21 protein-coding genes are annotated in these 16,444 nt (G+C 62.0%); 12 read left to right on the forward strand and 9 right to left on the reverse strand.

What is annotated here, in order from left to right:
* The first annotated feature begins 108 nt into the window (after positions 1-108).
* From ispF to OUY36_RS08185, 8 genes are all read left to right on the forward strand, one after another.
* Positions 109-582, forward strand: a complete 474-nt coding sequence (gene ispF, locus OUY36_RS08150) for a 2-C-methyl-D-erythritol 2,4-cyclodiphosphate synthase (RefSeq protein WP_267937490.1) — start codon at positions 109-111, stop codon at positions 580-582.
* Positions 579-1,619: a tRNA pseudouridine(13) synthase TruD gene (gene truD / locus OUY36_RS08155; RefSeq protein WP_267937491.1), complete on the forward strand. Its 1,041-nt coding sequence runs from the start codon at positions 579-581 to the stop codon at positions 1,617-1,619. The genes ispF and truD overlap by 4 nt, the downstream gene beginning before the upstream one ends.
* Positions 1,619-2,368, forward strand: a complete 750-nt coding sequence (gene surE, locus OUY36_RS08160; RefSeq protein WP_267937492.1) for a 5'/3'-nucleotidase SurE — start codon at positions 1,619-1,621, stop codon at positions 2,366-2,368. Before truD ends, surE begins: the two co-directional genes overlap by 1 nt.
* 38 nt (positions 2,369-2,406) lie before the next feature.
* Positions 2,407-3,042 carry a protein-L-isoaspartate(D-aspartate) O-methyltransferase gene (locus OUY36_RS08165; protein WP_063544007.1) on the forward strand — a complete coding sequence of 212 codons (636 nt, stop codon included), beginning with the start codon at positions 2,407-2,409 and terminating at the stop codon, positions 3,040-3,042.
* 19 nt (positions 3,043-3,061) lie between these two features.
* Entirely contained in the window at positions 3,062-3,997 is a 936-nt protein-coding gene (locus OUY36_RS08170) for a DUF368 domain-containing protein (RefSeq protein ID WP_063543838.1), read from the forward strand.
* Positions 3,998-4,064: 67 nt separating this feature from the next.
* Positions 4,065-4,871 carry a peptidoglycan DD-metalloendopeptidase family protein gene (locus OUY36_RS08175; RefSeq protein WP_267938128.1) on the forward strand — a complete coding sequence of 269 codons (807 nt, stop codon included), beginning with the start codon at positions 4,065-4,067 and terminating at the stop codon, positions 4,869-4,871.
* A gap of 98 nt (positions 4,872-4,969) precedes the next feature.
* Complete coding sequence (gene rpoS / locus OUY36_RS08180) at positions 4,970-5,965, forward strand: RNA polymerase sigma factor RpoS (protein WP_063543840.1); 996 nt, start codon at positions 4,970-4,972, stop codon at positions 5,963-5,965.
* A gap of 526 nt (positions 5,966-6,491) precedes the next feature.
* Positions 6,492-6,629 carry a hypothetical protein gene (locus tag OUY36_RS08185; protein WP_267932521.1) on the forward strand — a complete coding sequence of 46 codons (138 nt, stop codon included), beginning with the start codon at positions 6,492-6,494 and terminating at the stop codon, positions 6,627-6,629.
* A 15-nt stretch (positions 6,630-6,644) separates the two neighbouring features.
* Here OUY36_RS08185 and OUY36_RS08190 read toward each other — a convergent pair whose 3' ends face one another.
* Positions 6,645-7,481, reverse strand: coding sequence for a GNAT family N-acetyltransferase (locus OUY36_RS08190; protein ID WP_267937495.1), 837 nt, complete (start codon positions 7,479-7,481; stop codon positions 6,645-6,647).
* Between the two features lie 154 nt (positions 7,482-7,635).
* On the opposite strand from OUY36_RS08190, the gene OUY36_RS08195 reads away from it, so the two are divergent.
* Complete coding sequence (locus OUY36_RS08195) at positions 7,636-9,573, forward strand: sodium:solute symporter family protein (RefSeq protein ID WP_267937496.1); 1,938 nt, start codon at positions 7,636-7,638, stop codon at positions 9,571-9,573.
* Between the two features lie 225 nt (positions 9,574-9,798).
* Positions 9,799-10,314 (forward strand): hypothetical protein, encoded by a 516-nt coding sequence (locus tag OUY36_RS08200; protein WP_063543844.1) that lies wholly within the window; start codon positions 9,799-9,801, stop codon positions 10,312-10,314.
* A gap of 77 nt (positions 10,315-10,391) precedes the next feature.
* On the opposite strand, the gene OUY36_RS08205 is transcribed toward OUY36_RS08200, so the two are convergent.
* From OUY36_RS08205 to OUY36_RS08215, 3 genes are all read right to left on the reverse strand, one after another.
* Entirely contained in the window at positions 10,392-11,183 is a 792-nt protein-coding gene (locus OUY36_RS08205) for an SIR2 family protein (protein WP_267937497.1), read from the reverse strand.
* 5 nt (positions 11,184-11,188) lie between these two features.
* The gene (locus tag OUY36_RS08210; RefSeq protein ID WP_063543848.1) at positions 11,189-11,737 is read right to left on the reverse strand and encodes a non-canonical purine NTP pyrophosphatase; all 549 of its coding nucleotides are present in this window, start codon (positions 11,735-11,737) and stop codon (positions 11,189-11,191) included.
* A 177-nt stretch (positions 11,738-11,914) separates the two neighbouring features.
* Entirely contained in the window at positions 11,915-12,355 is a 441-nt protein-coding gene (locus OUY36_RS08215; RefSeq protein WP_267937498.1) for a group II truncated hemoglobin, read from the reverse strand.
* Between the two features lie 136 nt (positions 12,356-12,491).
* Here OUY36_RS08215 and OUY36_RS08220 point away from each other — a divergent pair, with 136 nt between their 5' ends.
* Complete coding sequence (locus OUY36_RS08220; protein WP_063543852.1) at positions 12,492-12,923, forward strand: universal stress protein; 432 nt, start codon at positions 12,492-12,494, stop codon at positions 12,921-12,923.
* A gap of 22 nt (positions 12,924-12,945) precedes the next feature.
* Here OUY36_RS08220 and OUY36_RS08225 read toward each other — a convergent pair whose 3' ends face one another.
* Both OUY36_RS08225 and OUY36_RS08230 read right to left on the reverse strand, forming a co-directional pair.
* On the reverse strand, positions 12,946-13,290 hold the full coding sequence (locus tag OUY36_RS08225) for a YajD family HNH nuclease (protein ID WP_102840873.1): 345 nt from the start codon (positions 13,288-13,290) through the stop codon (positions 12,946-12,948).
* Between the two features lie 96 nt (positions 13,291-13,386).
* Positions 13,387-14,085, reverse strand: a complete 699-nt coding sequence (locus OUY36_RS08230; protein WP_267937500.1) for a YebC/PmpR family DNA-binding transcriptional regulator — start codon at positions 14,083-14,085, stop codon at positions 13,387-13,389.
* A 201-nt stretch (positions 14,086-14,286) separates the two neighbouring features.
* Here OUY36_RS08230 and OUY36_RS08235 point away from each other — a divergent pair, with 201 nt between their 5' ends.
* Positions 14,287-15,171, forward strand: a complete 885-nt coding sequence (locus tag OUY36_RS08235) for an EamA family transporter (protein ID WP_102840875.1) — start codon at positions 14,287-14,289, stop codon at positions 15,169-15,171.
* A 38-nt stretch (positions 15,172-15,209) separates the two neighbouring features.
* Here OUY36_RS08235 and OUY36_RS08240 read toward each other — a convergent pair whose 3' ends face one another.
* From OUY36_RS08240 to OUY36_RS08250, 3 genes are all read right to left on the reverse strand, one after another.
* Positions 15,210-15,344 (reverse strand): hypothetical protein, encoded by a 135-nt coding sequence (locus OUY36_RS08240; RefSeq protein ID WP_256070182.1) that lies wholly within the window; start codon positions 15,342-15,344, stop codon positions 15,210-15,212.
* A gap of 130 nt (positions 15,345-15,474) precedes the next feature.
* Entirely contained in the window at positions 15,475-16,083 is a 609-nt protein-coding gene (locus OUY36_RS08245; protein ID WP_436785620.1) for an MOSC domain-containing protein, read from the reverse strand.
* 77 nt (positions 16,084-16,160) lie between these two features.
* Positions 16,161-16,358, reverse strand: a complete 198-nt coding sequence (locus OUY36_RS08250) for a hypothetical protein (protein ID WP_102840877.1) — start codon at positions 16,356-16,358, stop codon at positions 16,161-16,163.
* Positions 16,359-16,444 lie beyond the last annotated feature (86 nt).

A 16,444-nucleotide genomic window follows, 5' to 3' on the forward strand; every position in this document is an offset into this window, starting at 1 on the left:
ATGGTGGTTATCGGCGGCGTCGATGTACGGGCGCGCCGCGGCGATCCGCTCAGGGACATCTGCCTCCTGTAGAATCGCCGCCTCGAGTTATTCCAAGGTGTTTGATCTATGCGTATCGGCCACGGTTACGACGTGCACCGCTTCGGCGAAGGCGACCACATCACGCTTGGCGGCGTGCGGATTCCACACCGGTTCGGGCTGCTCGCCCATTCCGACGGCGACGTTCTGTTGCACGCCCTGAGCGACGCGCTGCTCGGTGCCGCAGCGCTGGGTGATATCGGCAAGCATTTCCCGGACACCGACCCGCAGTTCAAGGGCGCCGATAGCCGCGTGCTGCTCCGCCATGTGCTGGCGCAGGTGCGGGCCAAGGGCTACGTGGTCGGCAACGTCGACGCGACGATCGTCGCCCAGGCCCCGAAGATGGCGCCGCACATCGAAAGCATGCGTGCGCTGATCGCCGCAGACCTGCAGGTGGAGCTGGATCAGGTCAACGTCAAGGCCACCACCACCGAGAAGCTCGGCTTCACCGGGCGCGAGGAGGGGATCGCCGTTCACGCGGTTGCCTTGCTGGTCCGCGCATGACCGAAGATCAGCTGCTCGGGCCACGTGCCCATGGCGAGTCCTGCGGCAGTGCGGTGCTGAAAGCGGTCGCCGAGGATTTTCAGGTCGATGAGGTGCTCGATATCCCGCTGGCCGGCGAGGGTGAACACCTCTGGTTGTGGGTTGAAAAACGCAATCTGAACACCGAGGAAGCCGCCAAACGCATCGCCCGCGCCGCTGGCGTGCCGCTGAAGATGATCAGCTATGCGGGCCTGAAGGACCGCCAGGCGCTGACCCGGCAGTGGTTCAGCCTGCATCTGCCGGGCAAGGCCGACCCCGATCTGAGCGCCGCCGAAGACGGCAGCCTGCGGCTGCTCCAGTGCGTTCGTCATCTGCGCAAGCTGCAGCGCGGCGCGCATTCGGCCAATGGGTTTCGTCTGCGTCTGACCGAGCTGCATGCCGATCATACGCAGCTCGACGCGCGGCTAGAGCGGATCAAGCTGCAGGGGGTGCCGAACTACTTCGGCCTGCAGCGTTTCGGCTATGAAGGTGGCAACCTCCACGGGGCGCGCCACTTCGCGGCGAAAGGAGAGCTGCCGGAGCAGCGCAACATGCGTTCGCGCCTGCTTTCGGCTGGCCGCAGTTACCTGTTCAACCGTGTGCTCGCCGAACGGGTTGCTGATGGCAGCTGGGATCAGGCACGAGTGGGCGATCTGCTGGCATTCACCGACAGTCGCAGCTTTTTCCCCGCCGGACCGGACGAGTGCGCAGACCCGCGCCTGAGGATTCTGGATCTGCATCCGACCGGCCCTTTATGGGGCGTTGGGGGCTCGCCAGCAGGTGACGAAATACAGGCACTGGAAGACGCCGTCGCTACAAATGAAGCGGCTGTCGCCAATTGGTTGGCGCAGGCAGGGATGAAGCACGAACGGCGCATTCTCCGCCTCCCCATCAGCGGTTTGTCGTGGCATTATCCCGGGCCTGACATTCTGCAACTGGAATTCGTCCTGCCGACCGGATGCTTCGCCACCGCCGTGGTGCGTGAGCTGGTCAGCCTGGCAGGGCAGACGGACATCTGATGCGTATTCTGATCGCCAACGACGACGGGGTGTATGCACCCGGGCTCGCCGCGCTTTATGACGCGCTGGGCGGCTATGCCGAGTGCAAGGTGGTTGCCCCGATCCAGGACATGAGCGGCGCCAGCAGCGCGCTTACCCTGGACCGCCCGCTTCATCCCGTGACCATGCCCAACGGCTTTATCGGCCTGAATGGCTCGCCCACCGATTGCGTTCACCTTGGCCTCAACGGATTGCTCGAGGAGACGCCGGACATGGTGGTCTCGGGCATCAATCTCGGTGCCAATCTGGGCGATGACGTGCTTTATTCAGGAACGGTTGCCGCGGCCATCGAAGGGCGCTTCACCGGTCGGCCGGCTTTCGCCTTCTCGCTGGTCTCCCGCTTGCCGGACAACCTGCCAACCGCTGCCTACATCGCTCGGGCTCTGGTGGAAAAGCACGACCAGCTGGAGCTTCCGCCGCGCACCGTCCTCAGTGTCAACGTGCCCAATCTGCCGCTGGACCATATCCGCGGCATCCAGCTGACGCGTCTAGGTCATCGCAGCAGGGCCAAACCGCCGGTCAAGCAGGCCAATCCGCGTGGCAAGGAAGGCTACTGGATTTCCGTGGCCGGTGATGTCGAAGACGGCGGTCCGGGCACCGATTTCCATGCAGTCATGCAGGGTTATGTCTCCATAACCCCGCTGCAGCTGGATCGAACCTTCCATGAGGCCTTTCACGGTCTCGAGAGCTGGCTGGAGAACGTGCTGTGATACATCGCGGACAAGACAGCCTGCTGCACGGCTCGGGGATGACCTCGCAGCGCACACGTGACCGTCTGATTCAGCGGCTCTACGAAGAAGGGCTGTCCAACGCCCATGTGCTCGAAGTGATCCGCCGTACCCCTCGTCATCTGTTCGTCGACGAGGCGCTGGCACACCGTGCCTACGAAGACACTGCGTTGCCGATAGGCCATAACCAGACGATTTCCCAGCCGTTCATGGTCGCCCGGATGAGCGAACTGCTGCTGGCCGACGGTCCGCTGGACAAGGTACTGGAGATCGGCACCGGCTCCGGCTACCAGACCGCGGTGTTGGCTCAACTGGTCGAGCGCGTGTTTTCGGTGGAGCGCATCCAGGCGCTGCAGGACCGGGCCAAGGAACGACTGGTCGAACTCAAGCTGCGCAATGTGGTCTTTCGCTGGGGCGATGGTTGGGAGGGCTGGCCTGCACTGGCGCCTTACAACGGCATCATCGTCACCGCGGCGGCAACCGATGTGCCGCAGGCCTTGCTCGATCAGCTGGCGCCCGGTGGGCGTCTGGTGATTCCGGTGGGTGCCGGCGAGGTCCAGCAACTCATGCTGATCATTCGAGAGGAAAACGGCTTTTCGCGCCATCTTCTGGACACCGTACGTTTCGTGCCGCTGCTCAATGGACCCGTGATTTGATCATTCAGCGGAAGGAAGCATGAAAAACGCTTTTTTGTTGTACGCCAAAGGCATGGCGATGGGGGCTGCGGACGTGGTGCCCGGTGTCTCGGGCGGTACCGTGGCGTTCATCACCGGTATCTATGATGAGTTGCTGCGCTCCATCAGCGCTGTGCCTTATGCGGTCGGCCCGTTGTTGCGGGGGCGTTTCGCCGAGGCCTGGAAAACCGCCAACGCAAGCTTCCTGCTGGTGCTGTTCGCCGGCATCCTGACCAGCATTCTCAGCCTGGCCAGGCTGATTACCTATCTTCTGGAAGAGCATCCGATTCCCGTCTGGTCCTTCTTCTTCGGCCTCATCCTGGTTTCGGTCCATCTGGTGGGCAAGGAAATCCAGCGCCGCAACCTGTCGCGTCTGGTGAGCTTCTGTCTGGGTATCGGTTTTGCCTACTGGATTACCGTGGCTGCGCCGGTGCAGTGGGGCAGCAGCAGCCTGAGCCTGTTCTTCGCTGGCGCCATCGCCATCTGCGCGATGATCCTGCCGGGCATTTCCGGCAGTTTCATCTTGGTGCTGCTGGGGCTGTACCCGGTGGTTCTGGGCGCGGTGAAGGGATTCGATCTCGGTGTGATGGCGGTCTTCGCCGCCGGGTGCCTGGTAGGCTTGCTGAGCTTCGCCAAGTTCCTCAGCTGGCTGCTCAAGCGTTGGCGCGACCTGACCCTGGCGTTTCTGACCGGGCTGATGCTCGGCTCGCTGAACAAGGTCTGGCCATGGAAGGAAACGCTGACCTGGCGCACCAATTCCAGTGGCGAGAACGTTCCGGTCCTGCAGCACAATCTGCTGCCTGGCGCCTATGGCGACCTGACCGGGCAGGACCCTCAGCTGCTGCTGGCCGTACTGTTGGCCGTGGGTGGTATCGTTCTGGTCCTGGGGCTCGAGTGGTTTGCCGGCCGGCGCCAGCCGATGACTGAAGGCGTCTGACGCACTTGTCTATGAAAGGGAGCGGGCATTGAGGCTCACAGCAGTACCGCGGTGGATGCGCGACCCCATGGTCCGTTCGATGCTCGGTGTTCTGGTGATTGCCGGAACGCTGGTCGGTTGTGTGTCGTCGCCCCAAGGGGGAGGCGTGCAGGTCGTTGACCGCAACCAGCGTGACAAGGTCACCAGCGGCCAGTACATCGTACGGCGCGGCGATACGCTCTGGTCCATCGCGTTCCGCTTCGGCTGGGACTGGCGTGAGCTGGCACGTGTGAACGGCATCCAGCCACCGCATGTTATCTATCCCGGACAAAAGATCCGCTTCAGTGGCAGCAGCGCTCGAGTAGCGGCCGCCGCGCCACGGCCCCAGCCAGCGCCCAAGCCGGCGCCGTCTACCCCGGTGGTGGTCGCCAACCCGGTTCCCCGTCAGCCGGCGATCAGCACCCAGCCAAGCCCGCCGTCCAGTCCGCAGGCACGTACGCCAGTCACCCCTGTAGCCCGCTCGGCGAGCGGTTGGGCATGGCCGGCGAACGGCACGATCATCGGTCGTTTTTCCTCAAACGGTAGTTTGAATAAAGGAATTGATATCGCTGGGGAATTAGGACAGCCTGTTCTAGCTGCTTCTGATGGGACTGTTGTGTACGCCGGCAGTGGATTACGGGGTTACGGCGAACTTGTGATCATCAAGCACAGCGATACCTATGTAAGCGCCTACGGACACAACCGCAGGCTGCTGGTGCGGGAGGGCCAACAAGTCAAGGCTGGGCAAGGTATTGCCGAGATGGGATCGACGGGAACCGACCGGGTGAAGCTGCATTTCGAAATTCGTCGCCAGGGTAAACCCGTAGACCCGCTGCAATATCTGCCAAGACGTTGACCTGTCGCCTGCCTGTTCCAGCACTAGGTTAGGCTTGAGCGTAGCCAAGGACCCGCGTCGCTTGGGCCTGTTGTCGAACTCGGAACAGGACAAGAATAATGGCACTTAAAGACCAAGCGCTGGAGTTTGACGTCGACGATGCGGTTCTGCTCATGGAAACGCCCATCCACTTCGACCAGAAAGACAAAGTGACCAAGGCTGCCGGTGCAGGCAGACCCAAGGCCGCATCCAGCAAACAGCACAAGTTCATCGATTACAACCGGGCGCTAGATGCGACCCAGTTGTACCTCAACGAAATCGGTTTCTCCCCTCTCCTGACCCCCGAAGAAGAAGTGCATTTCGCGCGTCTTGCGCAGAAAGGCGATCCGGCGGGGCGCAAGCGCATGATCGAGAGCAACCTGCGCCTGGTGGTCAAGATCGCCCGGCGCTACGTTAACCGCGGCCTTTCCCTGCTTGATCTGGTCGAGGAGGGCAACCTCGGGCTGATCCGTGCGGTGGAGAAATTCGATCCGGAGCGCGGCTTCCGTTTCTCGACCTACGCGACCTGGTGGATCCGGCAGACTATCGAGCGGGCCATCATGAACCAGACCCGGACGATTCGCCTGCCGATCCATGTGGTCAAGGAGCTCAACGTCTATCTGCGTGCAGCTCGCGAACTGACGCAGAAGCTCGATCACGAACCCAGCCCGGAAGAGATCGCCAACCTGCTCGAGAAGCCGGTCGGCGAGGTCAAGCGCATGCTCGGCCTCAATGAGCGGGTCACCTCGGTGGACGTCTCGCTCGGACCGGATACCGACAAGACATTGCTCGATACGCTTACCGACGATCGACCAACCGACCCATGCGAGCTGCTGCTGGATGACGATCTCTCGGCCAGTATCGATCAGTGGCTGTCGGATTTGTCCGAGAAGCAGCGCGAGGTCGTCATCCGTCGCTTCGGGTTGCGTGGACACGAGGCTTCGACGCTGGAGGAAGTCGGCCAAGAGATCGGCCTGACGCGCGAGCGCGTGCGCCAGATCCAGGTCGAGGCGCTGCGCCGCCTGCGCGAGATTCTCGAGCGCAACGGGTTGTCCAGCGACGCGCTTTTCCAGTGAGCGCAACGCTGCGCCGGCCGGAGGCCCCGGTCGGCGCAGCGGCTTGTTCGTACGCTTGCCCAGAAGGTAATGGCTTCGTGCGATCGACTTAAGCCAATCGTCCTGAGTTTCCACTTCTTCGATATCGTTTGTAAGCATTCACTTACAAGCGATGTAAGCAAAGCCAACGTAGCAGCCTCGCTGAACCGCTACTGACTTGTGAGTATCTTGGTAACTATTTGATTTTTAAAGGGTTTTAATCGTTTATTCGGCACGGGCTGCGGGCAATGTGGCGACCTGACGCAGTTGTCCTTGGCCCTGCGATCATTAATATCGCCCACGTGCTCAGGGATTAGCACGGCCTTCAGGATGAAGGTCAGGGATCATCGCAGGACGCGGTGCCATCAGGACGATGAGAAGGGATCAAGGGAACAGGGAAGGAGGCGGGCGGGATCGTATCCCGCCCCTTTTTTTGCCTTGAGAAAAGTGGACTGAACCGAGTTGCCTTCGCACGGCCTAAGGCTCAACAGCCATCACGGAGGTCAACATGAACGGTGATCAGCAGCATGAGCAGTCGCCCGAGGACCGGGACGATGCAGCCCGGCGTCCGGACGAGGCGGACGAAGAGCAGCTCGACGAAGCCATCGAGGAAACCTTCCCGGCCAGCGATCCGATCTCTCCTTGAGTGGCGCTCGGCAGATCATGCGCGCGCGGCTGCGCGCTCGAGCAAGGCCGGCAGAATCTGCGTCCGTAAGAGTGGCGCAACGTCATCACGGTGGCAGGGTTCCAGATCCAGCCAGCCCATCTCTTCGATTTCTGCCTGAACGCTGACGGGGTGCGGAAGGCGTCCAACGAACACCTGCGCCTGGACCTGATGGTTCGGTTCGTTGGCTGCCGGCGCCCGGAATTGTCCTAGCGACTCAAGATCTCGATCTTCCAGGGAGAGCGCCAGCTCCTCGACCAGCTCTCGCCTGAGCGTCTGCAAGGCGGTTTCGCCTGGCTCGGCCTTGCCGCCGGGCAACATGAAGAAGCGCGTACCGCGCTTGCGTACCACCAGCAACCGTCCGTGTTCGTCGAACAGGCAGGCAATTGCGATATTCAGGGTGGCGTCGGGCATGGCGTCTTCCTTCTGGCGATGAGTCAGAGCGATCAATGTCTTGCTGCGGCGATAACGGGCAAGACGATCTTCCAGCGTTTGCGGTAGCTGTACTGCCTCGCTGAAACCGAGCCGGGCATAAAACTCTTGCAGCTCCGGTTTACAGAACAGCCAGACCGGCCCCGAGACGCAACGCAGCGCCCGGCGCACCAGTCCCTGACCGATCCCTCGGCCGCGCTCGGCAGGGCTGACCAGTAGTCCGGTCAGGAAATGGCCATCGGCAACCGGCGTCAGGCAAAGGCCGGCGATGATCTCGCCGCATCTGGCAACCCAGCAACTGGCTTCGGGGCGCACCCGGTTGCGGTTGTGGTGGGTTCGATAGAACTTGACCAGCAGAGGCTTCTGCGGCTGGGGTAAGCGCTGGTACTCGAGTACAGGCATGGCCGTCCGGGGCGTTTTCGATCGCGCCAGTCTAGCGCCTGCCTCCTCTTCGCCAAAGCCTGTTCCGCTGGCATGCCGTTCATCCGCTCACTGCATCTTTTCCCAGGTCGTCGGGCTCTCACCCTTTAGGTACGCCAACGACAGGAATAACAAGATGTTGGACTTAGTGATCGTGCTTGCGTTTGTCTTCTATGGCCTGTCGGCGGGCATGCGCGCCCGCAGCAAGGCATCGCAGAGTCTGCATGAGTACTTTTTGGCCGGCCGAACCATCAAAGGCTGGCGCGCGGGTGTGTCGATGTCCGCGACGCAATTCGCAGCCGACACGCCGTTGCTGGTCAGCGGCCTGGTCGCCACCGCCGGTGTGTTTGCGCTTTGGCGGCTATGGATCTACGGTCTGGCCTTTCTGCTGCTGGCCTGGGTGTTTGCCTCTGGCTGGCGCCGTGCTGGCGTGTTGACCGATGCGGAGCTGACGCGTGTGCGCTACAGCGGGCCAGCCGTGGTGCCGCTGCGGTTGTTCAAGGCGATCTACTACGGCACGGTAATCAACTGCGTGGTGCTGGCGATGGTACTGGTCGCCGCTATCCGTATCGCCGAGGTATTCCTGCCCTGGCACGAATGGCTGCCGGGCGGCACCTACGGGATGATTCAGAGCGCGGTTCAGGCAAGCGGCATCGAACTGGGCGAGAGCATCACGGACCTCGATCAGCTGACCACCAGTACCAACAACCTCATCTCGATTCTGCTCATTCTGGCATTCACCGCCATGTACTCGATCACTGGCGGCTTGCGCGCGGTGGTGCAGACCGACGTCATGCAGTTCAGTGTGGCGATGCTGGGCACGCTGGCCTACGCCTGGTTCGTGGTCGATGCCGCCGGCGGGTTGGGTGGCCTTACCGACCGTGTCGTCGAGCTGTACGGTAGCGAGCAGGCCAGCAAGATGCTGTCGTTCGCACCGCCCAGCAACGCTGGCGAGGCGCTTTTGCCGTTCCTGATGATCGTCGGTTTGCAGTGGCTGTTTCAGATGAACTCCGATGGCACCGGCTATCTGGCACAGCGGAGCATGGCCTGTCCGACTGACCGCGAAGCGCGCATCGCCGGGCTGGTGTTCACCTGGCTGCAGATCTTCCTGCGCAGCCTGTTCTGGCTGGCGATCGCCATCGGCCTGCTGGTGCTCTATCCGTTCAGCCCCGAAGACATGAGCGCGGACGGCTTCACTGCCGCTCGCGAGGCGCTGTTCGTCACCGGCATCGATGAGTTGCTGCCGCCGGGCTTCCGTGGCCTGATGCTGGTGGGGCTGCTGGCGGCGCTCGCCTCGACGGTGGACACGCATCTGAACTGGGGCGCCTCCTACTGGAGCAACGACGTCTACGGCGGCGTGGTCGCGCCGAAACTGCTCAAGCGCAAGCCGAAGGACAAGGAGCTGGTGCTGGTGGCGCGGCTGTCCAACGTGCTCATCCTGCTGATCGCGATGATCATCATGGCTAACCTCGGTTCGATCCAGACCGCCTGGTTCATCTCGCTGCTGTTCGGAGCCGGCATGGGCTCGGTGCTGGTGCTGCGCTGGTTATGGGAGCGGATCAACCTGTACTCCGAGCTGACGGCCATGGTGTTTTCGCTGATCACCGCGCCCCTGCTGCTGTACTTCCTCGGCACGGATCCGGAGCGCGAGTGGGTCCGTCTGAGCATCATGTCGCTGGTGACCTGCAGTGCGGCGGTTCTGGTGAGCTTCGTCACGCCTGCAACCGATACGCAAACCCTTGACCGCTTCTATCGGCGTGTTCGGCCCTTCGGGTTCTGGGGCAAAACCGCGGCGCGCTGTGGCTTTGATCGTCGGGAATCACTCAAGGCGCTGGGCGTCCGGCTGTTCGCCGTCGCGGTCACGGCACTGTCCGTATATACCCTGTTGGTCGGCGTCGGGCGCTTGCTGTTTCCGGATCCCGAAGGCAGTGCTGTGCTGGCCTGGACGTGCGTAGTCGTCGGGCTTGCATTGATGCCGGTATGGATATATCTAGCTTTCAGCCATTACTTCGACCGACAGTCTGACGAGCACTCGTTGGAGGTACATATGGAAGAGGCGGATGTGGCGCGCTGAAGAGTAAAGCCTGTAATTGCCCGTACTGTTATTGGGAGTGATGGCTTATTGATATTTGTTTAGGTCATAAATCGATAAGAATCATCCTGTTAAAGCACTTTCCTGTGATTTCTGATGAAATGCAGGTCATTCGTCGATTCTTTCGGCAACCATCCGTTTTACATGCTTGTCTCACCCCTACGCAGAGTTAATGCGTAATTGAAAACAAGCATAAGAGGTGCCGTCATGAATCGACTTTTCAAAACTTCCTTAATGGTTGTCGCAATGCTTCCGGCTATTGCCGGAGCGGCACCCATGACCGGCGACAAGGAAATCACGTTGGGTGGCGCAGGAAGCAGCGACAAGGACTTTGACGATACTGTGTTTTCCGTACAGGGAAGTTGGGGTCAGTATTTGAGCGAAGCGTCCCTGTGGGGTGTAAGGCAAACCGTCAATGCGCGCGATACAGAGGGTGAGAGCGTGAAGTTCGACGGTTCGACCCGGGTCTTCTATGACTATCACTTCGGTACTGGCAAGGCGCGGCCTTTCATTGGTGCCAGCATCGGCGGTGTCTACGGTGATCAGGTGGACGAGACGTTCATGGCGGGGCCGGAAGTTGGCTTCAAGTATTGGGTACAGGACAAGACCTTCATTACCGCCATGGCGGAATATCAGTTCCTGTTCAAGAGCGGCAGCGATGCGCAGGATCGATACGATGACGGCGTGTTCCTTTACAGCATCGGTATTGGCTTCAATTATTGATCGAAGCCTGCGCGGCGCCTCGACGGCGTCGCGCTAGTTGTTCTACCGTTGCCGTTTCGCTTGTTCTGTTTCTTGAGTTAGCTTTCCACCAACTGTTGCAGAAAGTTCCTGAGTGCAATGCCAGGTTCGTCATCCTCTGATGCGATCATGCGAATCCCCCATTGCCGCAATACTTCTTCCTGAACCGGGTTCGGCTTGTGCGAGAAGACATATGAAATAGGGCGAACGCCCAGCGTTTCATGTTCGTTCCATATCTTCGACAGCTTATGGAAAAGCAGGCGGATATTGGTATCCGACAGGCTGTAGCCGATAAACAGGACAGCCTTGCTCAGCGTATCTGCGCGCAGTTTGATATCCAATGGTGTTTCGAATTGCAGCCGTTGGTAATAGCTGGTCTCGTCGAGCACGATCGAGGCATCGTCATCGAAATCGCCATGAAACTTGACGATCTGCCGGACGCCATCGCGAGCCTTGGTGAGGTCGCTGGCGTTGGCGATCTTGATGTAATCCACCGCATAAGCGTCGTGGGCGTATTCCAGCCAGCGGTCGTAGTTGGTGGTGTAGATCGCCGGGAACCGGCCGTGCACGATCAGCCGGTGAATTTCGGAGTCACGGATCTCGATGTTGCGGTGCCACTCACGGTCCATCCAGCTGCGTAGCGGGCCGATGCTGCCTTTCTTGATCCGGTAGTACTCGGCCAGGGCGAGGAAATTGCCGTAGGTGTTGAAGACCTCCGGGTCGTAGTCGAGCTGCACGGCGATCTCGTCGATCAGCTCTTTCCATGGCGGCAGACCGATGTTCGCCGAGACGCCGGAGCCGACGAAGAGAAGCAGCCGGTTGTTGCGGTAGGCGTCACGCAGTTGGTCCATGTGCTTCAGGACTCCCGCAGAAAGGCAACGAAGGCATCCAGCGCGCGGCGGCGCATGGAAAGGCCGTTCTTCTGCGTGCCCAGCTGCGCGAACGTCTGGTTCTGACCTTCGGGGATGAATACATCGTCCCACTCGAAGCCGCCATGACCGGCCGGCGACGGCGAGATTCGGCCCGGAACCACGCCTTCGAAGAAGTGCCGCTTGCGCCCATCGCAGTAGCCGATCAGGGTTCGCGCTTCGGCCGCGGGGTCCTCGAGCCTTCCGATCAGCTCGGAGAAGCGCTCGGCCTGCAGGCGGTCCCAGAATATCTGGGTCAGGCCGCCGGGAAAGCCGTTGAGACTGTTGATGAACAGCCCGGTATGTTCGACGAACACCGGCTTGCCGATCATCTTGAACGCCACCAGCAGCTTGTCGCTGACCAGCTGATAAAGGTCTTCGGTGCGCAACTCCTCGATGCGGATCGGAAAGGGCTTCACCTCGATTCCACTGGGCTCGAGGATCTCGCGAACCTCGCGGATCTTCTGTTGATTGATGGACGCGAAGCGGATTTTCATCGAACGAGCCAGCTCCGGTTGCGCGGCGAACGGGTGTCGCGTTGGTCTACCCATGCTTGTATGACGCAAGGGGGAGGGCTCGGTTCTCCTCTGCGGCGGATTTCAGCGTAGAAGGGTGCGCTCGGTTTGCGGCTCTTTGGCTTCATTGCCGCCGCGCGGCAGGCGTCGCCGATGTATTCAGCTGTGGTCCGTTTGGGCAGGGCAGGCGACCTGCACCTGGCGGATGCGCTCGGCCGGCACGCGCAGCTGGCGTAGCAGGTAGTCGGAAAAGTCCGGGCTGTAGGGTTGCCTGGCGATCGCCTGTTCCATGCAGAACAGCCAGGCGTCGCGCTCGGCTTCGCCGACCGGCCAGCGGGTATGAAACTGCGGAATGCTGATGGCGCCATATTTCTCGGCATAGCGCTTCGGCCCACCCAACCAGCCGCTCAGGAAGCTGGCCAGCCGATCGGCGGCTTCGCTGACATCCGCCGGGTACATCGCGCGAACGCTCGCGGCCTCGGGCGCTTCGTCCATCACCCGGTAGAAGTCTGCGACCAGTCGCTGCAGGCCCGCTTCGCCGCCGGCAGCCTGGAACGAGGCGTCAGCGACGCCGAAAACGGGACGTTGATCGGAATTCATCAGCTGCGTCTCCGGCGCAGAAAAAGGCGCGCGGGATAATGCGCGCTTGTGCCAGATCAAGACAAGTGCAAGCAGTGGCCACGACGCAGCGGCAGCTGGTCTAAGCTGAAAACCTACCCAACAGCGGAGACAGGAAATGCGCAGGCTTCTGGTTGCATACGATGGTTCGGACAACTCCAAGCGCGCCCTGCAGTATGTCGTCGATCTGGCCCGGGATACCGGAATGGCGCTGCAGGTGCACGTGGTCAACGTTCAGCACGAGCCGATCATCTATGGCGAGTACGTCACCTCGGCCATGATCGACGAGCTCAACAACAGCCTGATGGCCAAGTCCCGCAGCGTGCTCGACGAGGCAGCGGCAATGTTGCAGGCCGGTGGGCTGACCTGCGAGACCCACACCCAGCTGGGCAACGTCGCCGAGCAGATCAACGATGCGGTCAAACGGCTGGGCTGTGACACGGTGGTGATGGGCACCCGCGGCCTGGGCAGCTTTACCGGGCTGGTGTTGGGCTCGGTGGCGAACCGGGTGATCCACGAGGTATCGGTCCCGGTACTGCTGGTCAAGTAGAAGGACGCGTCGCCCAGGCCGATCAGCTCTGCTTGCCCTTGAGCAGGTCGGCCAGGTTGGCGAAGGCCTTGAAGGTCTCCTTCGGCCCCAGGTCACTGCCCGGCCGGGCTTCGGCCTGGTACTGGTTGTCGGTATAGCGGGAATGCTCGTTGTCGTGACAGTAGAGGCACAGCAGCTCCCAGTTGGAGCCGTCCTCGGGGTTGTTGTCGTGGTTGTGGTCCTTGTGATGGACCGTCAGCTCGCTCAGGCGCTTGCCGGAAAACTCCCGCGCGCACCGCCCGCAGACCCAGGGATACATCTTCAGGGCCTTTTCCCGGTAGCCCTGCTCGCGCTGGCTGTAGGGCGTGGTGGGTTTGCTACTGCTCATGGTGAATACTCGCCGGCTGCTTGGATTGTCGATGACATCCGGTGACGGCGGGGCCGCTAACCGAATGTCAACAGAACCTAGTAAAGACGATGGGTATCAGCCCGCCAAGCCGACGTAGACGTTCTGCACGTCGTCATGGGCATCGATGGCCTCGAGGAAGGCCTCGACTTCTTCCAGCTCGGCACCGGAAAGGCTGACCGGATTTTTCGGTCGATAGCCCAGCTGCGCCGCTTGCACGGTAAAGCCAAATTCCGGCAGGGCCTTGCACACGGCGTCGAGGTCGGTCGGCTCGGTAATGAACAGCGTGGCGCCTTCGTCGGCAGCCTCGAAATCCTGAGCACCAGCCTCGATGGCGGCCATTTCCGGGTCGGCGTCGCCTGCGGGCATGGCTTCGATCATGCCGACATGGTCGAAATCCCAGCTCACTGAACCGGAGGAGCCCAGTTGGCCCTTGCGAAACAGCACGCGGACCTCGGCGACGGTGCGGTTCACGTTGTCGGTCAGGCATTCGACGATCAGCGGCACCTGATGCGGGGCGAAGCCTTCGTACAGGGTGCGCTCGTAATGCACCACTTCGCCGGTCAGGCCGGCGCCTTTCTTGATGGCGCGCTCCAGGGTGTCCTTCGGCATGGAGGCCTTCTTGGCCTGCTCGACGACCAGACGCAGGCGCGGGTTCATGTCGGGGTCGGCACCGCTGCGGGCTGCGATCATGATTTCCTTCGACAGCTTGCCGAAGACCTTGCCCTTGGCGTTCGCCGCCGCTTCCTTATGCTTCGCTTTCCACTGTGCGCCCATGCTCGTACTCGTCTCATGTGAGGGAAACAGGCGCGAATTCTATAGCGTCGCTGTGGGTTTCGTCGCCGGTACCGGGGGAGGACGAGGTCGGCCCGATCGGCGGCCAACCCGGACTGTGCCGGCCAATTCGGCGCTCACTGTATGGAGCGGCAGAGCGGATGCGCGGCTCTAATGAATCTTTTCATTACAGGGTGCGTCGTCATGTCGCCTCGAGACCTGCTGCTCGCACTGGTGGTCATCGTCGTCTGGGGAATGAACTTCGTGGTCATCATGGTCGGCCTGCACGACGTGCCGCCCATGTTGCTCGGTGCTCTGCGATTCATGCTGGCGGCGGTGCCGGCGGTGTTCTTCATCAGGCGTCCGCAGGTACCGCTGCGCTGGATGCTGGCCTACGGGCTGACCATCTCGCTGGGCCAGTTTGCCTTTCTCTTCACCGCCATGAAGCACGGCATGCCCGCGGGCCTGGCGTCGCTGGTGCTACAGTCCCAGGCGTTCTTCACCTTGTTCTTCGCTGCGCTGTTTCTCGGCGAACGCTTGCGCGCGGCCAACCTGCTGGGCCTGGTGATCGCGGCCTGCGGCCTTGCGCTGATCGGCGCGCAAAGCGGGCTGGGCATGACCCTTGGTGGGTTCCTGCTGACCATCTGCGCTGCTTCGATGTGGGCGCTGGGCAATATCGTCACGCGCAAGGTCGGCAAGGTGAATCTGGTCGGGCTGGTGGTGTGGGGCAGCCTGGTGCCGCCGTTGCCGTTTCTCGCGCTGTCTTTATGGTTGGAGGGACCGGGTGTGATCGAGGCGGCGCTGCGTGGCATCGGCTGGCAGACGATTCTGGTCCTGGTGTACCTGGCCTTCGGCGCGACCATTCTCGGTTATGGCCTGTGGAGCCGGTTGCTGTCGCGCTATCCGGCGAGCCAGGTGGCGCCGTTTTCGCTGTTGGTGCCGGTGGTGGGGCTGACCTCGGCCAGCATTCTGCTGGGCGAGCGGCTGGCCTCGTTGCAACTGGCCGGTGCCCTGCTGGTGATGATCGGGCTGGTGGTCAATGTGTGGGGAGGCTGGCTGTTCGGCCGGCTGCGCCTGGCCCGAGCCTGAAGCGCCCGGCATCCAGCCGGGCGTTCGAGACGGTCGTTTCAGTGGGTGGCGGCGTGGGTGCCGAGCAGCGTGGTGGAGCCGCTCTTCTTGTCGCGCTTGGCCATGCGCTTCTCTTGCGCAGTTTTCAGCGGTTTTTTCTTGCTGTTCTTCTTCGCGTCCATTCCCTTGCTCATGGTGATCACCTCTGATTGCGTGGCTGGACCTATGTTGTCGCGGCCGGGGCGGTCGTTGGCGCTTGCCAACGTCGTCCCGGGCCCGTCCGACCGCTGCAGTATGGCACTGCTGCACCGCTTTGCACGGCTGTCAGTCGAACAGCCGCTGCTGGTCCCGTTGGCCGCGTCGAGCGTCATGGCGCTGGCCGAATGCCTGCCGGTAGAACCTTGCAAGCGACGGCAGCTCGGCCAGTCGCAGCAGGGTTTCGTCCGCGAGTGCGGGATCGAGAAAGCAGCGCCACAAGAAGGCGACGCTGATTTCGGGGTGGGGCCGTTCCAGCAGTTGCAGGGTGTCGCCAGGACGCACGCTGCCGGGCTCCAGGGTCCGATAAAGCCAGCCGGTGCGGCCGCTCGCGGACAGCTCGCGCGCCAGGCCGCGCACGCCGTGACGGCTGTCCAGGCGGATGCAGGGTGAGCGGGGCTGGCTCACCTCGATCAGTGCATCGCCCCAGCGCAGGCGATCACCGATGCACAGCTGCGCTTCGTCCAGGTCTTCGCCGCCCAGATTCTCGCCGAAGGCACCGAGGCCCAGTCGCGTGCGCAGCTGTGGAAAGCGCTGCGCCCAGTACACGTAATGTTGCGTCGGGTAATGGCACAGGGCGCGATCCGGCCCGCCATGAAAGCGCCGGTCGGCGATACGGTCGCCTTGCAGGCCATCTCGGTCCAGCCAGAGTGGGTCGTCTGCCGGTCGCTTGTCCATCGCGGTGGCCTTGCGGCTACCCGGCAGCGGCGAGAATGCTGGGCACAGCAGCGGGCCGCTGACCGTCCATGGATCGTTCAAGGCTGCGCTGCCTGCGCCAATCGTTCGAGTTCGCGGCGCACCATCGAGGCATACTCCGGCGGGCTCAGGCGATACAGCTCTCCAGCGACCCAATCCAGCCAGCGTGAGCCAAGGGCAGCGCGCTGCTCGATCAGGCGTTGGGCTTCGGCACTGGCCCGCTCGGCGTTCTGGTGATGAAAGTCGGCACGACTCACGGCTGTCTCCGTCGTAGGGTTCTGGCTGGCAGGGTGGGTGGCGATGGTAAACCCGGACCGCTCGCGTTAGGCTCCATGGCTGTTTT

This window comes from Stutzerimonas sp. R40042 (genome assembly GCF_026642215.1).
GTDB lineage: Bacteria > Pseudomonadota > Gammaproteobacteria > Pseudomonadales > Pseudomonadaceae > Stutzerimonas > Stutzerimonas frequens.

Coding starts and splice junctions, on each gene's coding strand:
- ispF (WP_267937490.1), top strand. CDS start 109: ATGCGTATCGGCCACGGTTACGACGTGCACCGCTTCGGCGAAGGCGAC.
- truD (WP_267937491.1), top strand. CDS start 579: ATGACCGAAGATCAGCTGCTCGGGCCACGTGCCCATGGCGAGTCCTGC.
- surE (WP_267937492.1), top strand. CDS start 1,619: ATGCGTATTCTGATCGCCAACGACGACGGGGTGTATGCACCCGGGCTC.
- OUY36_RS08165 (WP_063544007.1), top strand. CDS start 2,407: ATGACCTCGCAGCGCACACGTGACCGTCTGATTCAGCGGCTCTACGAA.
- OUY36_RS08170 (WP_063543838.1), top strand. CDS start 3,062: ATGAAAAACGCTTTTTTGTTGTACGCCAAAGGCATGGCGATGGGGGCT.
- OUY36_RS08175 (WP_267938128.1), top strand. CDS start 4,065: ATGGTCCGTTCGATGCTCGGTGTTCTGGTGATTGCCGGAACGCTGGTC.
- rpoS (WP_063543840.1), top strand. CDS start 4,970: ATGGCACTTAAAGACCAAGCGCTGGAGTTTGACGTCGACGATGCGGTT.
- OUY36_RS08185 (WP_267932521.1), top strand. CDS start 6,492: ATGAACGGTGATCAGCAGCATGAGCAGTCGCCCGAGGACCGGGACGAT.
- OUY36_RS08190 (WP_267937495.1), bottom strand. CDS start 7,481: ATGCCTGTACTCGAGTACCAGCGCTTACCCCAGCCGCAGAAGCCTCTG.
- OUY36_RS08195 (WP_267937496.1), top strand. CDS start 7,636: ATGTTGGACTTAGTGATCGTGCTTGCGTTTGTCTTCTATGGCCTGTCG.
- OUY36_RS08200 (WP_063543844.1), top strand. CDS start 9,799: ATGAATCGACTTTTCAAAACTTCCTTAATGGTTGTCGCAATGCTTCCG.
- OUY36_RS08205 (WP_267937497.1), bottom strand. CDS start 11,183: ATGGACCAACTGCGTGACGCCTACCGCAACAACCGGCTGCTTCTCTTC.
- OUY36_RS08210 (WP_063543848.1), bottom strand. CDS start 11,737: ATGAAAATCCGCTTCGCGTCCATCAATCAACAGAAGATCCGCGAGGTT.
- OUY36_RS08215 (WP_267937498.1), bottom strand. CDS start 12,355: ATGAATTCCGATCAACGTCCCGTTTTCGGCGTCGCTGACGCCTCGTTC.
- OUY36_RS08220 (WP_063543852.1), top strand. CDS start 12,492: ATGCGCAGGCTTCTGGTTGCATACGATGGTTCGGACAACTCCAAGCGC.
- OUY36_RS08225 (WP_102840873.1), bottom strand. CDS start 13,290: ATGAGCAGTAGCAAACCCACCACGCCCTACAGCCAGCGCGAGCAGGGC.
- OUY36_RS08230 (WP_267937500.1), bottom strand. CDS start 14,085: ATGGGCGCACAGTGGAAAGCGAAGCATAAGGAAGCGGCGGCGAACGCC.
- OUY36_RS08235 (WP_102840875.1), top strand. CDS start 14,287: ATGTCGCCTCGAGACCTGCTGCTCGCACTGGTGGTCATCGTCGTCTGG.
- OUY36_RS08240 (WP_256070182.1), bottom strand. CDS start 15,344: ATGAGCAAGGGAATGGACGCGAAGAAGAACAGCAAGAAAAAACCGCTG.
- OUY36_RS08245 (WP_436785620.1), bottom strand. CDS start 16,083: ATGGACAAGCGACCGGCAGACGACCCACTCTGGCTGGACCGAGATGGC.